The sequence below is a fragment of the Kolteria novifilia genome (genome assembly GCA_007748055.1).
GTDB classification, from domain to species: domain Bacteria; phylum Planctomycetota; class Planctomycetia; order Kolteriales; family Kolteriaceae; genus Kolteria; species Kolteria novifilia.
The window spans coordinates 6,378,654-6,394,418 of the sequence record CP036279.1 but is presented as its reverse complement, the minus strand read 5'-3'; the positions used below and the strand labels follow the sequence as shown (position 1 = coordinate 6,394,418).

Genomic DNA, 15,765 nt, shown 5'->3' with positions numbered 1-15,765 from the left:
GGGGAACAAGAGGCTCACTCTCCCACGGGGAGAGGGGGAACAAGAGGTTCACTCTCCCGCGGGGAGAGGGGGAACAAGAGGCTCACTCTCCCACGGGGAGAGGGGGAAGCCGGGTGAGCGGAAGCGTTCGGGTCAGTCGAGACCTTCGATCTTGATGACCGAGCCCTTCATGCCGCTGCCGCTGTCGGCGGGTTGACCCAACGCGGTGATGTAGAGCGAACCATCCGCGGCGAACGCCATCGCGGTCGGGTGCAGGATCTTCTGGAGCTGCGTCGACTTCGCCGAATCACCATCGACCTTGATGGTGAAGAGACCACCATCCTCCGGCTTGAGCCAAGCGAAATCGAGAGCGTAGATCTTCCCACTCTTGGAGAAGGCCAGCCCCGTGATGTCGTGCAGTCCGATCTTCACCTTCTTGGTCAGCTTGTGCGAGGCGGGATCGTAAGTCGTGTAGAGCGAGTCGTGGGGGACGGTGATTTCGCCGAGTTGGCCCACCGCGAGCTCTCCCTCGGGGCTCTTCGCCACCGGGGTGGGAGCGTCGACGCCGGTCACGACTTTGGTGGCGATCGTCGGGGTCAGCTTGCCGGGCTTGCCTCCCTGCAGCGCGATTGTCGAGACCCAGCCCTTGGTGTCGTCGCCGTTGCAACTGATGAAGAGCGTCGTTCCGATCGGCACGACGCCGTAGAAGTTGCCTTCGCCGCGCACCGAGTCCTTGCCGGGAGGAATCGGGCCGCTCTTGAACTTCATGTCGTCGGCCTTCTTCGGCTGGCCGGGCGTCGAGCCGACCTCGTAGAAGCGAACGATTTCCTTGCCGTCGGGGAGTCCGCCGCCACCGACCACGAGCGTGTTCGAGTCGAGGAAGGAGGCGCCCAGCCCGCTGATGTTGTACTTGGGGCCCTTTCCGTAGACGTCGGTCGGAAAGCCGACGATCTCCTCATGGGTTTTCCCGGGAGCCTTGGGGTCGATGCGTAGGACACTCTTGTTGCAGGTGACGAAGAGGTGTCCGGTGTCGGGTTGGATCGCGATGCCGCAGGGATTGTCGAGGCCCGACGCGATGGTCGTCATCTTCAGGTCGTCGGCGCTCACAAGCGACGCTCCCGAGAGAAGGGTGGCCAGCACCGAGAGCGAGAGGAGGGGGGCGGTAGTCTTCAGAAACGGCATCGAGTTCCCTTTCCTGGAGCTGGCAAGCGGCCGTCGCCGTGGCGGACGCTTGCCATGGAGAGCAGAATCCACGTGATCATTGGGGCAGTGTCGGCACTTCGACATACGGGTAGTTGTCGCTGGCGAGCCCTTCCTTGAGGAAGGTGATCAGGTCCTTCTTCTCCTCGGCGGTGAGGTTCAGAGGGAACATCTCCTCGTCCAACTGATCGTTGATGATGCCACCTTTGTCGTAGAGGTTGATGACATCTTCGAGCGTCGCCAAGCTTCCGTCGTGCATGTAGGGGGCGGTGCGAGCGATGTCGCGCAGGGTCGGGGTCTTGAAGCTGCCTCGATCGCCGAGCAGATGCGTCACGGTCTCGCGTCCCACGTCGGGGTTGTCGCGATCCATGCCGACTCCGGTGTTGTGAAAGCCGCCGTCGGTGAAGCTCGGTCCGCTATGACAGGCCGCGCAATTCGCCTTGCCGAAGAAGAGATCCTTGCCTCGCAGCGCCGCGGCGGAGAGGGCCGACTTGTCACCGGCCTCGAAGTGATCGTAGGGAGCGTTGCCGCTGAGGATGGTTCGCTCGAACGCCGCGATCGCCTTTTGCAGGTTGGTCGCGGTGATGCCGTCGGGGAAGACCTTGCCGAACTCCTCTTGGTAGCCGGGCACCTTCTTGAGCTTGGCCACGACTTCGTCCATGGAAGGCATCGCCATCTCCACGGGGTTCAGGATCGGGTGCATTGCCTGGTCCTCGAGGCTCGGCGAGCGACCATCCCAGAATTGAAAGTAGTTGTACGCGGCGTTCATGACGGTGGGAGCGTTGCGGGTGCCGGTCTTGCCCTTGACGCCGTCGGAGACCGGTTGGCCATCGCTCCAGCCCGTTTTGGGATCGTGGCAGCTCGCACAGGAGGTGCTGTTGTCGAGGGAGAGGCGGGGATCGAAGAAGAGCCGCTTGCCGAGTTCGACCTTGGGGTGGGTCATCACGTTGTCGTCGGGTACCGGAACGGGGTCGAGTCCCTTGGGGGCCTCGAGCTGGAACGCTCCCGGGGCGGCTTGTGACTGGCCCGAGGTTCCCTGGCCGTTGGCCACGCTCAGGACCAAGAGGAACGCTCCCGCGACGACCGCCATTCCCGCGACTGTCTTACTCCGCATGCGCGCTTTCATCGTCCGCATCGTTGGATCTCCGAAACCCTATGAGAGAGAATGTCACGAGAAACGAACAGATGTTTCTCAGCCGGTGACTGTCGGAACGTCGCGCTCCCTCGTTTCCGGAAGGGTAACCTTCCAGCGTTCTCATCGTGTTGACCGGCTGGGGTTCGTCGAGCGTGCAGCGTGGCGGCCAGATCCTGGCCTCCACGAAAACCCCCGTCATCGTAGTCAGCTTAGCTAGTGAGACAAGTCGCCGAAGGCGGCTCCGCGAATCGAACGTCCGCCCGAAGACGGGCAAGAGTTTGTCCCATCCGGTGACGGGGACTTGAAACTCCTACCCAACCTGGCAAACCTTGAACGAGATCTTCGCGGCGCACGCTTCGGGCGCCAACGGTCCTGCCGATCTGAGTGTGGGAGAACTACGAGTGAGCCAACCACGGTTGTTGTTACGTGTTATGCTGCTCTCCGCGTTTGTTTGCAGCACGCTTTCGTTGGAGACTGGGGCGACACGGGCCGCGGAGCTGCTCCACGATCCCAAGTCGGTTCGAGGAGGATTGGTCGTCTCCGTCGATCCTGTCGCATCGGAAATCGGCGCGAGGGTTCTGGAGCGGGGTGGCAACGCCGTCGACGCGGCCGTTGCCGTTGGGTTCGCCCTGGCGGTGACTTACCCGCGAGCGGGGAATATCGGTGGTGGTGGATTCATGGTCGTGCGGATGGCCAAGGGCCCGCGCGCGTTCATGGTCGACTACCGAGAGAAAGCTCCCGCGGCCGCCAAAGCGGATCTCTTCCTCGACGAGGACGGCAAGCTCGATCAAGCGAAGGCGACGCTCGGCTGGCTCGCGGTCGGCGTGCCGGGAACGCCGATGGGGCTCTGGCTCGCTCACCAAGAGGCCGGCAACCTGCCGTGGGAGCAGCTCGTCGACCCCGCCATCAAGCTCGCCCAGGAGGGCTTCGTCGTCGATGACGTCGTCGCCAGGGGCTTGGCGAGTCAGCGGCAAATCTTCGACCAAATGGGAGAGCCCGCGAAGGTCTATTTCCCCGACGGCGAACCTCCCAAGGCCGGGACTCGGCTCAAACTTCCCGAACTGGCCGAGAGTCTTAGACGCATTCGCGATGAAGGGCCCGCCGGTTTCTACACGGGCCGGACCGCCGAGTTGCTCGCCAGCGCCATGAAGTCCAACGGCGGCATCATGACGACGGAGGATCTCGCCTCCTACAAGGCGGTTCTTCGCGATCCGGTCCGAGGAACCTACCGCGGCTTCGACATCCTTTCGGTCGCTCCGCCCAGTTCCGGCGGGACGGTCATCACCGAAGTGCTCAACATCCTCGAAGGTCGAGACGTCAAGGCGATGGGGCCGACCTCGGCGGAGCGCTACCACCTCCTTGCCGAGGCGATGAAACGAGCCTACTACGACCGGGCCAAGCATCTTGGCGATCCCGACCATTCGGACATCCCCGTCGATCGGCTGACGTCGAAGGAACACGCCGAGCTGCTGCACAAGAGTATCAACGCGCGGGCGACGCCGTCGGACACCTTGGGCGCCGACATCCTGACAAAGAGCGAATCGGAGGAGACGACGCACTTCTCGGTCATCGATGCCGAGGGGAACGCGGTCAGCAACACCTACACGCTCGAGGGCAACTACGGGGCGAAGGTGATCGCCCCTGGGACCGGATTTCTGCTCAACAACGAGATGGGCGATTTCAACCGCAAACCCGGCCTGACCAATCGCTCGGGGCTGATCGGCACATCCCCCAATCTCATCGCTCCGGGCAAGAGGATGCTCAGCTCCCAATCGCCGACGATCGTCTTGAAGGATGGCAACCCGTTCCTCGTCATCGGCTCTCCCGGCGGGCGGACGATTCCCAACACGGTCCTGCAGGTGATCGCCAACGTCATCGACCACGACATGGAGATTCAGGCAGCGATCGACGCGCCGCGCATTCATCATCAGTGGCAGCCCGATCTCCTCTATCTCGAGAAGGGCGTCCCGGAGTCGACCGCCGAGGCGCTCCGGGAGAAGGGCCATCGGGTTGGACGCCGAGGATCGCAAGGAGACTGCCACGCCATCTTCGTCGATCCCAAGACCGGCGCGTATGTTCCCGGCATCGATCGCCGGATTCGCGGCAGCGCCGTCGGATTCTGACTGGCGCGAAACTTGCACCGCGAAGGAGGCGTAGTGGATTCGCCACGCGTTCGGCAGATAGTAGGGTAGACGCTCATCTCGATCGGGAGACTCTTGTTCATGGCACGCATCGTTGCACTCTCCGCGGCCCTTTGTGTCGGCTTCGGTTTCGTCTCGTCAACTCTGGCGGCGGAAGCGGCCCAACGCTCGGGGGTCAGTAAGGAACTGCGGGAGAAGTCGAGCCAAGCGATCGATCGGGCGGTCGACTTTCTTCGCAAGCAACAGCTCGATGACGGTCGCTTCGCCGACGGCGCCAACGCGCCGGCCATCACGTCGCTCGTCGTCACCGGTCTCCTGAAGTCGGGACACGTGACGGCTTCGGATCCGATGGTCTCCAAGGCTCTCGGCTACTTGGAGAAGCACGTCCAACCCGACGGGGGAATCTACCTCGAGGGGGGACGCAAGAACTACCCGACCGCGATCGCCACGATGGCCTTCGCCGCGGCCAACACCAACGACCAGTATCGCTCGCTCCTGGACAATGCGGTCAAGTTCCTCAAGAAGGAACAGTGGGATGAAAGCGAGGGAATCACCCCCGAGGATGCCCGCTATGGCGGCGCCGGCTACGGTCGCAAGACCCGCCCCGATCTCTCCAACACCGCCTTCTTGCTCGAGGCGCTCAGGGACTCCGGGCTCTCGAAGGACGACCCCGCCTTCAAGCGGGCTCAACTCTTCATCAGCCGGTGTCAGAACCTCACCGGCGAAGGGGCCAACGACTTGCCCCAAGCCGCGAAGATCGACGATGGGGGCTTCTACTACACCCCCGCTGAGGACTACAACCCCGGTGGCGGAACGACCGGCGCTGGGCTGCGGTCCTACGGCAGCATGACCTACACCGGCCTGAAGAGTTTCATCTACGCGGGCGTCGGCCCGGACGATCGCCGGGTGAAAGCCGCCCTCGGTTGGATCAAGCGACACTACACCCTCAAGGAGAACCCCGGGCTCGGCGCTCAGGGGCTCTACTACTACTACCACACCTTCGCCAAGGCCCTGGCGGCGCTCGAACTCGATGAACTGGTCGACGTCGATGGCGTTCACCACGATTGGCGCGGCGACCTCGTCAAGCAACTCCTCGCCAAGCAGCAGCCCAACGGCAGTTGGATCAACGAGAATCCGCGATGGCTCGAGAACGATCCGACCCTCGTGACGGCCTATGTCCTCCTGACGCTCGACGCGACGATGGGCAAAAAGTAGGCGTGCGGTGATTTTTTGCCCGCGGCTGGTTGTGCAATCCTTTCTCTTTCCTTCCTGACACGGCGAATCGTCCCCATCGCTTCCCCCCGGCCACACCGGGCGATTCGCCGCGACCGCTCTCCCGTGAAATTCTTTAGCTCCCCGACGCAAACTTTCATGGCACGCGCCACGGTTCCCCGTCTAGGATGGGGAAATCATCGGGTTGTCCTCCAGCCCGGGGAAACTGGGGATCGACGCAAAATCTCAACTGTCCGACATCGAGCATGGCATCGGACCGAGCGACGCCAGGAGACGATGGCGCCTCGCGGTCGGCCGAGTTCGAATGGACGAAGTCGCTGAGCTTGCGTTCGACCACGAATTGACGACCTACCGAGATGGGAAGCTCTCCATGCGAATCACTGTCGGTGTCTTGACACTCTTGCTGACGCAGTCGCTGGCGTCGAAGGCGGACGAGTATGTCATTCGTCCGTTTAAGAAGCACCAGTTGTCGACGGACTTCTACGCGGAAGGAGTCGCGGTCGGCGACATCAACAAGGACGGCAAGCCCGATGTCGTGGCCGGGCCGTTCTGGTACGCCGGCCCGGAGTTCGAGGAACGCCGGGAGTACCGCCCCGCGAAGGTCTACAACAAGAAGGGCTACTCCGACAACTTCCTGACCTACGCCGATGACATCAACGGCGACGGCTGGGACGACATCCTCGTCGTCGGCTTTCCGGGCAAGGAGGTCCACTGGTACCAGAACCCGCAGTCGAGCGAGGGACACTGGAAACAGCATCTCATTCACCCCGAGGTCGACAACGAAGGGCCGCTCTATGCCGACCTGACCGGCGACGGCCGCAACGAGCTGATCTTCCACACCAAGGGAGTCTTCGGTTGGGCCGGGCCCGATCCCAAGGATCCGACCAAGCCCTGGACCTTCCATCCCGTTTCGGAAAATCGTCGCTATACCCGCTTCACTCACGGGCTGGGTGTCGGCGATGTCAACGGCGACGGCCGTGCCGACATCCTCGAAAAGGCCGGCTGGCACGAGCAGCCTCCCGCGACGTCCGACGTGAAGGAATGGGCATTCCATCCGGTCAAGTTCGGCGACAACCCATCGCAGATCCTGGTCTACGATGTCGACGGCGACGGCGACAACGACGTCATCGCCGCGAAGAACGGCCACGGTTACGGCTTCGCCTGGTTCGAGCACGTTCCCAAGGGGGGCGCGGTGACATTCGTTCCCCATCGCATCATGGGGGAGAAGCCGTCGGAGAACGACTACGGCGTCGTCTATTCCCAACTGCACAACCTCGACCTGGTCGATATGGACGGTGATGGCATCAAGGACGTCGTCTCCGGCAAGCGGCACTGGGCGCACAACGGCAAGGACCCCGGCGGCAACGATCCCGCGGTCCTCTATTGGTTCAAGATCGACCGCGCGCCCGACGGCGTTTCGTTCATTCCCCACAAGGTTGATCCCCATTCCGGGGGCGGCACGGAGATCCTCGCGACGGATGTCTCCGGCGACGGCAACCCCGACATCGTGATCTGCAACAAGCTCGGCACGTTCGTCTTCGTCCAGGAGCCGAAGAAGGTCGACCGCGCGACGTGGGAGAAGCAGCAACCCAAGAAGGTCGGGGAGAAACCGAAAGGGACGACCAAGGCGGTCCGCCGTCGTCCTCCCGAGCAGGTGGGGCGTCAGCCGGAGGAAGCCGCCAAGGCGATGACTCTGCCCGAGGGGTTCTCGGTCAAGGTCCTCGCGAGCGAACCGGACGTCCGCCAACCAGTCGCCCAGGCGATCGATGACAAGGGACGCCTGTGGATCGCCGAGTTCTATTCCTACCCACATCGTCGGCCCGACAACGAGGCGAAGGATCGCATCCTCGTCTTCGAGGACACCGACGGCGACGGCGCTTTCGACAAGCGGAGCGTCTTCTACGAGGGACTCAATCTTCTCTCGGGGCTCGAGGTCGGCCACGGGGGCGTTTGGGTCAGCGCCGCTCCCAACTTACTTTTCATCCCCGATCGCGATGGGGACGCGGTCGCCGACGGCAAGGCGGAGATCCTCCTCGACGGCTGGGGCTACCACGATACCCACGAGCTCCTCAACTCCTTCATCTGGGGCCCCGACGGTTGGCTCTACGGTTGTCACGGCGTCTTTACGCACTCGCTCGTCGGCAAGCCGGGCACGCCCAAGGAGGAGCGGACGCCGCTCAACGCCGCGATTTGGCGTTATCATCCGGTTCGCCACGAATTCGAGATCTTCGCTCACGGAACCAGCAACCCGTGGGGGTTCGACTTCAACGATCAGGGACAGTCCTTCCTGACCTGTTGCGTGATTCCCCATCTCTTTCACGTGGTGCAGGGGGCTCGCTACCATCGCCAGGCGGGCTCGCACTTCAACCCGTACACCTACGACGACATCGAGACGATCGCCAAGCATCGCCATTGGACGGGGGCCCACATTCGCGATCCCAAGTCGAAGATCGCGGGGGGCGGCCATGCCCACGCCGGGGCGATGATCTATCTCGGCGGCGCCTGGCCGGACAAGTACCACAATCAGATTCTCATGAACAATATTCACGGCGCCCGGCTCAACCAGGATCAGCTCGAGCCGAAGGGATCGGGCTACGTCGGCGATCGCGCTCCGGATTTCCTGATGGCCAACGACATCTGGTCGCAGATCATCAACCTGCAATACGGCCCCGATGGCCAGATGGTCATGATTGACTGGTACGACCGGACACAATGTCACCAACAGCGTCACAACACCGACCGTTCCAACGGCCGCATTTTCAAGGTGATCTACGGCGACGAAAACCCGGTGAAGGTCGATCTGACGAAGCTTTCCGACGCGGAACTGGCCGAATTGCAGCTTGATTCCAACGACTGGTACGTGCGGCACGCTCGTCGCTTGTTGCAAGAGCGAACCGCCGCCGGCACGCTCGATCCGAAGGTGCGTTCGCGGCTCGTGTTGATCGCCTTCGACCATCCCGAGGAGAGTCGACGGCTTCGTGGACTATGGGCTCTCTTTCTCACGGGAGGACTGTCGGACGACGAGATCCTTCGCGCCCTTGAGGACGAGAGCCCCTATGTCCGCGGGTGGGCGATCCAGCTCTCCCACGATGACCGCAAGGTGTCACCCGCGTTGCTCGAACGATTCGTCGCGTTGGCGAAGGACGACCCCTCGCCGGTGGTGCGGCTCTACCTGGCGTCGGCGCTACAGCGACTTCCGCTCGCCGACCGCTGGGCGATCGCAAGGGCGCTGGTCGCTCACGCGGAGGACGCGGACGATCACAACCTGCCGTTGATGTACTGGTACGCCATCGAACCGCTGGCGCCGGTCGATCCCGCCAGGGCCATCGAGCTGGCCTATTCGTCCGGCATTGACCTGTTGCCGATGTACATGACTCGCCGGGTGACCTCGATCGGCACGCCCGAGGTGTTGACGATGTTGGTCGACCGCCTCGGATCGTCATCTTCCGCCAAGGAACAATTGACGCTTCTGCGAGGGATGAACGAGGCGTTCCGCGCCCGGCGCCAGGTGCCGATGCCCAAGTCGTGGCTCGACGTCGCGACCAAGCTGCGGGCCCACGCCGATCCGGAGATTCGCTCGCAGGCCCAGTCGCTGGCCCTCACCTTCGGCGATCCCAAGGCGCTCGCGTCGCTTCGCGCGACTGTCCTTGACGAGAAAGCACCGACCAAGCGTCGCGTCGACGCGATCGAGGCATTGGTCAAGGCCCGCGACGCGGCGCTTCCTGAAACGCTCCATCGCGTCTTGAGCGATCCGAAGATCCGCTCGGCCGCGATTCGCTCCCTGGCCGCGATCGAACACCCCGAGACGCCCAGCGTGTTGCTCTCCGCCTATGCCGGCTTGCCGCTTTCGGAGAAACGCGACGTGCTGGGAGCACTCGCCACGCGCGAAGCCTTCGCTCATCGGCTTCTGGACGCGATTGACGCCGGCCAAGTTCCGCGGACCGACGTGACGGCCGACATTGTCCGGCAGTTGCGGTTCCTGAAGAGTGACGCGATCGCCAAGAAGCTCACCGACGTCTGGGGCATCGTTCGCGAGACCGCCGCCGACAAAGCGAAGCTGATCGCCGACACGAAGACGATGATTGTCAAACGCCGGCCGAAGAACCTCGACCCAATGCACGGCCGGGCCGTCTTCGCCAAGAACTGCGCTCAGTGCCATCGGCTCTTTAGCACCGGCGGCAACGTCGGCCCCGACTTGACCGGCTCGAACCGGGCCAATCTCGACTATTTGCTCGGCAACGTCCTCGACCCGAGTTCCGTGATGGCCAAGGACTATCAACCGACTGTCTTCGCCACCGCCGACGGCCGCGTCATTACCGGGATCATTCGCGGCGAGGACCAGGAGAGCTACACCGTCGTCACCGCGAACGAGGTCGTCACCTTGCCGAAGGAGGACATCGACGAGCAGCGCCGCAGCGAGAAGTCGATGATGCCCGACGACCTACTCAAGCAACTCACCGAGCGACAGGTTCACGACTTGGTCGCGTACCTGCGGGGTGGCCGTCAGACCCCGATGCTCGCGACGCCCGAGAACGCGGGCTCTTTTTTCGACGGCAAGGGACTCGTCGGTTGGCATGTCCATGGGGCCGATTGGAAGGTCGACGACGCCACGATCGTCGGCCGCTCGGACCCATCCGCGAAGTTCGCTCGTTTGGTTTCCGACATGGCTCTAGGCGATGGGGAGCTAAGCTGCCGGGCACGCCTTGTCCCATCGGACGCGGAGGCGTCGTTGATCCTTCGTGGAAAGCGCCGAGGAAATGACGTGACCGGTTGTCGATGCATGCTTGGTCGAAAGAGGCAGGGACATCTCGATGGCCAAGCCGCGGTCGCGTTGCGGAACGCTTCCCACGACGACAAGGAATGGATCGATCTTCGCGTCGTGCTCGACGGTGCTCGCGTGACGACCTTTGTCGATGGGCGCAAGGTCGCCTCGTTGCAACGCGACGACTTGCCCGAACGCGGGCTGATCGCGTTCGAACTTCCCACCGGCCAGGAGGCCGAACTTCACGTCAAGGATCTCAAGCTAACGCTGCCGCCTGTCGCCAAGTAGCGTCTCCTCGACGTTCGCGCGCCAGGACCCCTCGAGGGCTATTTCGCCGAGTCGGGGTTCTCGTGGAGGGAACTGCTTCCGGTATGCGCGAGGGGCCCCTTGTAGAGCCGTCGACGCATCGAGGGATCGTAAGCGGTCCACGCCGAACCGGGATTGGCGTCTTCGCGGATCATGTGGACGTAGCCGTGGACCTTGGCATCGAGATTGTCGAGGTGGTGCAGCGCGATCGCTTCGGGCGTCATCGGCAGCCGCGGGCTTCCAAACTCGTACGTTCCGTGGTGGCTGAGGATGAGGTGCTTGATGCGGCAAACGACCTCTTGGGAGAGGGGCTCGCCGAGCAAGTCCTCCGCGACCGGCAGCTTTTCGTCGAGCATCTCCACGCCGAGGACGAGGTGACCGATCATCTCGCCGACGTCGGTGTAGGAGAAGACGCGATCGAACGCGAGTTCGCGCACCTTGCCGACATCGTGCAGCAGGATTCCCAACCGCAAGAGATCGTGGTCCAAGTCGGGGTAAAGGTCCGAGATTCGCTCGTGGATATCCAGGAGCGTCGTCACGTGTTCGAGCAAACCGCCGACGTAGGCGTGATGATTGCGGATGCCGGCCGGCGCCCGCATGAACTTCTGCATGAACTCGTCGTCCATCAGGAACGAGCGGGCGATCGCCTGCATCGTCGGGTCGCCGATGCGCTCGAGATAGCCCCGGACGCGGTTCATCATTGCGTCGACGTTCTTTTCCGTGGTCGGGATGAAGTCGGCGGCGTCGACGGTATCGGGATCGCAACGGCGAAAGGCATTGACGATGAGCTGGAGCTGACCTTGGAAGGTCTGCACCTTGCCACGGACCGAGAGGAAATCGCCCGGTTCAAAGGCGCGGGTCTCCGATTCGCTGGAGTTCCAGTACCGCGCGGCGATGGTCCCGGTGCGGTCATCGAGGTTGAATTGGAGATAGAGATTGCCGTTGCGATTGGCGCGAACTTGCTTGTCGCGGACAAGCAGCACGCGGTCCACAGCATCTCCATCGACGAGGTCTCGAACGTAGCAGCGGGTCATCAAATAGTGCCTTGATCACGATCGTCCTGAGTGTTCGAGGGATCAAGCGCGATGCACCCGACCCGACAGCCGACACTCCTTGCGTCGGCACGGCGCGAATTGGTTGTTGTACGGCGAGGACGTCCACGCGGCCAGCGATGGGGGTCGAGTCGAGGAGATCCTACGAGCGCCGGGCTCGGAAGTGTTCGACGAACTTGCGCTTCATCTCGCGATCGGCGGGTAACCCGAGACGTTCGCTATTGGCCCGCAGCGCCAGGTAGTACTCACGAGCCATCCAGGTCAACTGTTCCGGCGGGACCGCGACGGCATCACGCTCGTTGAACATCTCCACGAACGACTCGTTTGACGTCTTCGCATTTCCCTGACGACTTTCGACAATGCCCCGAAAGAGATAGCCAACCGACTGAAGGACCTTGGCGTCACGCTGGGTGAGTTGGTTGGACAACGCCAGCGCGTCACCATAGGCGCGCTGGTCGAGTTCGTGCTGGATGAGTTCTTGCGCGGCGGCGATCGTCTCATCAGTGTCCTCCGGATGCCATTCGATGACCTTGCGCAACCGCGCGAGTCGTTCCTCGGGGGAGGCGGCGATCCGGGCATACATCAATTGCAGCCACCCTTCGGACTTCTTGTCGATCGCGGGGGCTTCGGCGATCTCGGGGCTCGCGGCGACCGAATGACGAACGCGCCACGCCCATCCCGCGGAGGCTCCAACCAGGATGGTCACGAGGAGTCCCAGAGAGAGAAGTAGCGTTCGCGGCAACGTCGGGGCCTCGAGACGTCTCAGCACGCTAGGGGAGTTCTTCTCGTTGCTCGGCGGCGAGAGCGACGCGTTGTCCGACTTGAGCGCCGACAGGGCGGAGCGGACTTCTCTCGGGGTCGCGAAGCGGTCGACGCGGTTCTTCGCCATCAGCTTCTCGATGATGCGCGCCAGTTCGGGGGGAACATCGGGGCGCAATTCGGGAAGCGGTGTCGCCCGGCCTTGAACATGAAGCAACGCCACCGCCATCGCGGTCTGGCCCATGTAGGGCGGATGGCCGGCGAGCATGTGGTAGGCCATGACACCGGCCGAGTAGAGATCGGTGCGGATGTCGAGATCCTTGCCCTCGATCTGTTCGGGGCTCATGTAGAGCGGCGTCCCCATCGTCATGCCCGGCTGCGTCAAGTTGAGGTTCTCGCTCGTCAGCCGCGCCAGGCCGAAGTCCGCGACCTTCACTTCGCCCTTGCGGGTGATGAGGACGTTGTCGGGCTTGATGTCGCGATGGATGATTCCCGCTTCGTGGGCACGGTCGAGGGCCGAGGTCACCTTGCGCAGCACCCCGACGCAGTTTTGCCAACTGAGCGTCCCCTTCTTGTTGAGAAAGGTGCGGAGGTTTCCCCCTTCGACGTACTCGAACGCGATGTAGTGGATCCCGTCGGCCTCGCCGATGGCGATGACCGAGACGATGTTCGGATGGCTGATCGGGGCGACGGTGAGGGCTTCCGCCTTGAACCGCTTCAAGTAGTTCTCGTCCTTGACGAGTTCCGCGCGCAGGATCTTCAAAGCGACACTGCGTTTGAGCGATTGTTGCTCGGCGAGATAGACCTCGCCCATGCCCCCGCGTCCGAGTCGTCGGATCACCGCGAAGTCGCCGAGGGTCTTGCCGGTCAGGTCGACCTGGGGAGCTTCCCCCGATGCGCGAGCTTGGTCGGGACGTTCGATCGGGACGGTGAGGTCCGTCGGGGACGCCGTGGTCGGTTCGCTTTTTGGTTCGTCGCTATTGGACATGGCATCGGTTCCGCAAACTTGGCGACGTTCACCACCAAACGCGTCACGTTCCCCGCTTGAGTATAGCGCCCGCCCCAACGGCGAGTCGCCCCAAGGACGACGAGACGAGAGCGGCGCTTCCCATGGGAAGCTACCCCATGAGGAGCCGATCGGTGTCATCGCGGAAGACGACACCGGCGCCGACCGCTCCGTAAGTCGTGTGGAGAAGGTCTCTTGGAACGTTGTTGTACGGGGAGCGTTCCTCGGCGGCGACCGGGAAGGGGCGCCGCGACGTTCGCGGAAGCGAGATCGCTAAGCGTCGCCTCAATAGGCGTGCTTGTCCCACATCGCCCGAACGGTCATGAAGAGGATCCGGAAGTCGAACCAAATCGACCAGTTCGTGATGTAGTAGAGATCGTACTGGATGCGTTTTCGCAGCGAGGTGTTGCCGCGCCAGCCATTGACTTGGGCCCAGCCGGTGATCCCCGCCTTGACCGAGTGCCGGAGCATGTACTTGGGAATCGACTCGCGGAAGTTGTTGATGAAGTAGGGACGTTCGGGACGTGGCCCGACGAGGCTCATGTCGCCGCGAAGGACGTTGAAGAGTTGCGGCAGTTCGTCCAGGCTCGTTTCCCGAAGAAAGGCCCCAAAACGAGTGCGGCGCTGATCGCCCTGACTGGCCCAGACCGGCCCCGACTCCGTCTCCGCGTTGACCCGCATGCTGCGGAACTTGAGCATGAGGAATTTGCGGCCATCGAGCCCCATCCGTTCCTGGCCGTAGAAGATCGGGCCGCCGTCACTGAGCTTGACGATCAGCGCGATCAGCCCCATCAGCGGAGAGATGACCACGAGGCCGAGACTCGCGAAGACGACGTCGACGGTTCGTTTCAGCAGGCCGTCCAAGAAGCTGTAGGGACTGGAGCGAAGATTGAGGGTCGGGAGGCCCTCGAGTTCCCCGATCTGGACCGCCAGCGGCGTCAACGCCGGGACGTCGGGGATCAGGCGAACCTCGACCAGCGTGTCGCGCAGCAGTCGCAAGATTTTCTTCGTCGCGGCATAGCGGCTCAGCGGCAACGCCACGAAGACGCAATTGATGCCATGTTCCTCGACGAGCTTTGGCAGGTCCTCGATGCCACCGACCGTTTGGGTCGCCCGGCCGACGGAGGAATGCACGCCGTCATCGATGAAGCCCATCGGCTCCATCGCCATCCAGTTGTTGCTTCGCAGGGCGACGTCGAGGTTCTTGGCCAGTCGTCCGGTTCCGACGATCAGGGCCTTGCTGTCGACGAGTCCCCAACGGCGCCGCAGACGGAAGTAGATTCCCCAGCACCGCCGTCCGAGGACCAACCCGACGGAGGTCAGGGCCAGGAAGATGACGCTGGCGAGACGAGACTCGTAGGGATTGCGGGCGAAGAAGGTGGTGGCGACGAGCAACAGGAGCATCAGCCCCGTCGCTTTGAGGACATGGAAGACCTCCTGCCAGAGGGGCCAGCGTCGGCCGAGCTGATAGAGCCCCGAGAGGCGGTAACTGAGCAAGGAGACCAGGATGACCGCCGGGACGGTCCGCAGGCACCACCAGAAAGGGGGCGTTTCGCCCTGTTGCGGGTAGAAGTCGAGGCTCCACGCGAGGCTTGAGATGAAGTACGAGGCAAGCCAGCTTACGACCGTGATGAGCACATCCATCGTGCACAGGTAGGCGAGAAACGCTTGCTCGAAACGCGACTGTCTCATGGCGATCGGATCTCCTATCCGTCGGCGGCGCCATCTTCCCCGGATCGGATTACCGAGTCGGCCGGCACCAAACGCGGAGCGCCTTCGCCGCACCGCTCCCAGGTTGCCCATGCTGCCACGAGGCGGAGCGATCACTGCGGGAAGGTCGTCCGCCGGGACCGTATCTGCTTGTTCCTTCGCTGTCAAGGCAGCGAAGGGGACTCGTCGCGCCGTCAGGTAGGTGTCTTGGTCGTTGTCATCCTTCCTGGCTCAACGGAGCAGAACGTTCATCCTCGCCTTCGACAAGGGGAGCAATCAAGCAGGGGTACCCCCGGTTGCTTCGCTACCGATTTCCTGGGTACCCCCGGTTGCTTCGCTACCGGGGCCGACGCAGTCGGCTCGATTCATTCTCGCCTTCGACAAGGGGGAGCAATCAGGCAGGCGTACCCCCGGTTGCTTCGCTACTAGCTTTCTTGGGTACCCCCGGTTGCTTCGCTACCGGGGCCGACGCAGTCGGCTCG

9 protein-coding genes are annotated in these 15,765 nt (G+C 63.1%); 3 read left to right on the top strand and 6 right to left on the bottom strand.

What is annotated here, in order from left to right:
* Nucleotides 1-132 precede the first annotated feature (132 nt).
* Both Pan216_RS23530 and Pan216_RS23525 read right to left on the bottom strand, forming a co-directional pair.
* Nucleotides 133-1,161: a hypothetical protein gene (locus tag Pan216_RS23530; protein WP_145261963.1), complete on the bottom strand. Its 1,029-nt coding sequence runs from the start codon at nucleotides 1,159-1,161 to the stop codon at nucleotides 133-135.
* A gap of 76 nt (nucleotides 1,162-1,237) precedes the next feature.
* The gene (locus tag Pan216_RS23525; RefSeq protein WP_419192907.1) at nucleotides 1,238-2,293 is read right to left on the bottom strand and encodes a cytochrome-c peroxidase; all 1,056 of its coding nucleotides are present in this window, start codon (nucleotides 2,291-2,293) and stop codon (nucleotides 1,238-1,240) included.
* Nucleotides 2,294-2,730: 437 nt separating this feature from the next.
* Between Pan216_RS23525 and ggt the strand changes: the two genes are divergently transcribed.
* The 3 genes from ggt (at nucleotide 2,731) to Pan216_RS23510 (ending at nucleotide 10,738) form a co-directional block, all read left to right on the top strand.
* Nucleotides 2,731-4,437, top strand: a complete 1,707-nt coding sequence (gene ggt / locus Pan216_RS23520) for a gamma-glutamyltransferase (protein ID WP_419192906.1) — start codon at nucleotides 2,731-2,733, stop codon at nucleotides 4,435-4,437.
* A 99-nt stretch (nucleotides 4,438-4,536) separates the two neighbouring features.
* Nucleotides 4,537-5,670: a prenyltransferase/squalene oxidase repeat-containing protein gene (locus Pan216_RS23515; protein ID WP_145261961.1), complete on the top strand. Its 1,134-nt coding sequence runs from the start codon at nucleotides 4,537-4,539 to the stop codon at nucleotides 5,668-5,670.
* 322 nt (nucleotides 5,671-5,992) lie between these two features.
* The gene (locus tag Pan216_RS23510; protein ID WP_145261959.1) at nucleotides 5,993-10,738 is read left to right on the top strand and encodes a PVC-type heme-binding CxxCH protein; all 4,746 of its coding nucleotides are present in this window, start codon (nucleotides 5,993-5,995) and stop codon (nucleotides 10,736-10,738) included.
* 38 nt (nucleotides 10,739-10,776) lie between these two features.
* On the opposite strand, the gene Pan216_RS23505 is transcribed toward Pan216_RS23510, so the two are convergent.
* The 4 genes from Pan216_RS23505 to Pan216_RS23495 form a co-directional block, all read right to left on the bottom strand.
* The gene (locus tag Pan216_RS23505) at nucleotides 10,777-11,790 is read right to left on the bottom strand and encodes a 3'-5' exoribonuclease YhaM family protein (RefSeq protein WP_145261958.1); all 1,014 of its coding nucleotides are present in this window, start codon (nucleotides 11,788-11,790) and stop codon (nucleotides 10,777-10,779) included.
* Between the two features lie 160 nt (nucleotides 11,791-11,950).
* Nucleotides 11,951-13,555, bottom strand: coding sequence for a serine/threonine-protein kinase (locus Pan216_RS23500; RefSeq protein WP_419192905.1), 1,605 nt, complete (start codon nucleotides 13,553-13,555; stop codon nucleotides 11,951-11,953).
* 130 nt (nucleotides 13,556-13,685) lie between these two features.
* A complete protein-coding gene (locus tag Pan216_RS28595; RefSeq protein ID WP_419192904.1) occupies nucleotides 13,686-13,862 on the bottom strand; it encodes a hypothetical protein in 177 nt (58 codons plus the stop codon).
* Nucleotides 13,859-15,265 carry an undecaprenyl-phosphate glucose phosphotransferase gene (locus tag Pan216_RS23495; protein WP_419192903.1) on the bottom strand — a complete coding sequence of 469 codons (1,407 nt, stop codon included), beginning with the start codon at nucleotides 15,263-15,265 and terminating at the stop codon, nucleotides 13,859-13,861. The genes Pan216_RS28595 and Pan216_RS23495 overlap by 4 nt, the downstream gene beginning before the upstream one ends.
* Between the last annotated feature and the right edge of the window lie 500 nt (nucleotides 15,266-15,765).

Coding starts and splice junctions, on each gene's coding strand:
- Pan216_RS23505 (WP_145261958.1), bottom strand. CDS start 11,790: ATGACCCGCTGCTACGTTCGAGACCTCGTCGATGGAGATGCTGTGGAC.
- Pan216_RS23500 (WP_419192905.1), bottom strand. CDS start 13,555: ATGTCCAATAGCGACGAACCAAAAAGCGAACCGACCACGGCGTCCCCG.
- Pan216_RS23510 (WP_145261959.1), top strand. CDS start 5,993: ATGGACGAAGTCGCTGAGCTTGCGTTCGACCACGAATTGACGACCTAC.
- Pan216_RS23515 (WP_145261961.1), top strand. CDS start 4,537: ATGGCACGCATCGTTGCACTCTCCGCGGCCCTTTGTGTCGGCTTCGGT.
- Pan216_RS23530 (WP_145261963.1), bottom strand. CDS start 1,161: ATGCCGTTTCTGAAGACTACCGCCCCCCTCCTCTCGCTCTCGGTGCTG.
- Pan216_RS23495 (WP_419192903.1), bottom strand. CDS start 15,265: ATGAGACAGTCGCGTTTCGAGCAAGCGTTTCTCGCCTACCTGTGCACG.
- Pan216_RS23525 (WP_419192907.1), bottom strand. CDS start 2,293: ATGCGGAGTAAGACAGTCGCGGGAATGGCGGTCGTCGCGGGAGCGTTC.